Here is a 1904-nt window from a genome sequence, read left to right as displayed (position 1 = left end):
CCCGCCGCTTTAATCGTATCTTTAGGAAAAATATGCTCGCGATCCCACTTTGCTGCATGTGGAGCAAGTTCTGATTCTGCAAATTGGCGTGCAGTTTCTGCAAAGGCTTGTTGATCTTCTGATAAGTTAAAGTCCATGGTAGACCTCTTTAATTGTGTTGTTAGTGTGTCCCATTAGGGTAAATGAGTGAAGAGCGGCAAAGGCTGATGTGTGTGTTCTAGTTGCTTGTCAGCGAGTTTAGCCTTTGCGCCCTTCTTTATTATTATTTTTGAGTGTGTTTATTTTAAATTAATGCTCATGTTTGGACCTGAAGCGATGTCGTCTTCAAACCAACGTGAAGTAATGGTTTTAGTTTCTGTGTAAAAACGTATACCTTGCTTACCATAGGTGTGCGTATCGCCGTAAAACGAGCCTTTCCAACCCGTAAACGAGAAAAACGGCAGCGGCACCGGAATAGGCACATTAATACCCACTTGGCCTACTTCAATTTCATGTTGAAATTTACGAGCCGCAGCGCCACTTGAGGTAAATAACGAGGTACCGTTGCCGTACGGGCTTTCGTTAATAAGGGCAATTGCCTCATCAAGCGTATCTACAAACATACAGGCAAGCACAGGGCCAAAGATTTCTTCTTTGTATAAATCCATCTCTTTTGTCACATCGGTAAATAGAGTTGGGCCAACCCAGTTACCTTGATCAAAGCCCTCTACTGTGTAGTTTGAGCCATCAATTAAACAGGTGGCGCCTTGCTCTTTACCGCTTGCTATAAGCGATAAAATACGCTCTTTTGCTGCTTTTGATGTTTGTGGGCCGTAGGCTGCGTCTTTGTCATCCCACACGCCTGGGCGTACGGTTTCAAAGCCTGCTTTTATTTCATCTACCCACTCACTTGCTTGGCCTACAAACACAGCCACCGAAATACCCATACAACGCTGGCCTGCTGCACCAACCGATGCGCCAACTAGGTTATTTACCACGTGCGATTTACTCGCATCTGGCATAATAACCATGTGATTTTTAGCACCCACACACGCTTGTACGCGCTTAAGGTTTTGTGTGCCTTTAGAATAAATGTATGCACCTACACCACACGAGCCCACAAACGAAATTGCACGTACGGCTTTGTCTTCTAATAAGCGGTCTACTTGCGGTTTTGTACCATGAACCACTTGTAATACGCCTTTTGGTGCGCCGGCTTCAATAAATAGCTCAGCTAAACGCATTGGAGTGAGCGGGTCTTGCTCAGAGGGTTTTAAAATAAAGGTGTTACCACATACAATAGCTAGCGGAAACATCCAAAGTGGGATCATCGCCGGAAAGTTAAACGGCGTAATGCCTGCACATACGCCAAGGGGCTGCATGTAAGAATAGGTATCGATTTTACGGGCAACATTTTCCATTGTTTCGCCCATCATTAGTGACGGTGCGTTAGCTGCTTGTTCTACTACTTCAATACCGCGCCATACATCGCCTTTTGCATCTTCAAACGTTTTACCTAGTTCGTGGCAAATAATGGTTGCAAGCTCATCGTGGTGCTCTTTTAACAGCGCCGCGTATTTCATCATAATGCGGGCACGCTCGGTAATGGGCACATCTTTCCATGTTTTAAATGTTTCTGAGGCCGAGGCAATCGCTGCATCCATTTCTGAGTCGGTAGTGCATGGAACTTGCGCAAGTACTTCTTGGTTTGCTGGGTTAATTACATCAATAAGCTCGTTTGAAGCCGACTGAACAAATTCGCCATTTATGAGTAGTGGAACTTGGTGCATGGGTAAATCCTGTTGTTAGTGTGTTCTTTTAAAAAATGGCACCGTTTTGTTATTAGTATGAGTACGGTGCATTTTAGTTGCTGTTAGTTAATTAACTTTTTTGTTAGTAAGCCTCTACAGCCATGGCTACAGCTT

Annotated in this window: 2 protein-coding genes; both read right to left on the bottom strand. The window is 44.4% G+C overall.

What is annotated here, in order from left to right:
- Window positions 1-137: acyl-CoA dehydrogenase family protein (locus L650_RS23470; protein ID WP_164835524.1), on the bottom strand; the 137-nt coding region annotated here is incomplete at its 3' end.
- Between the two features lie 141 nt (window positions 138-278).
- The gene (locus tag L650_RS0101315; RefSeq protein WP_029771902.1) at window positions 279-1769 is read right to left on the bottom strand and encodes a CoA-acylating methylmalonate-semialdehyde dehydrogenase; all 1491 of its coding nucleotides are present in this window, start codon (window positions 1767-1769) and stop codon (window positions 279-281) included.
- Window positions 1770-1904 lie beyond the last annotated feature (135 nt).

The organism is Pseudoalteromonas sp. TB51 (assembly GCF_000498055.1).
GTDB lineage: Bacteria > Pseudomonadota > Gammaproteobacteria > Enterobacterales > Alteromonadaceae > Pseudoalteromonas > Pseudoalteromonas atlantica.
Note: the sequence above shows the minus strand (reverse complement) of the source record. Positions and strands in the feature narration are given on the sequence as shown.

Bases quoted from the DNA above. Each gene is read 5' to 3' on its own strand.
- L650_RS0101315 (WP_029771902.1), bottom strand. From the start codon at position 1,769: ATGCACCAAGTTCCACTACTCATAAATGGCGAATTTGTTCAGTCGGCT.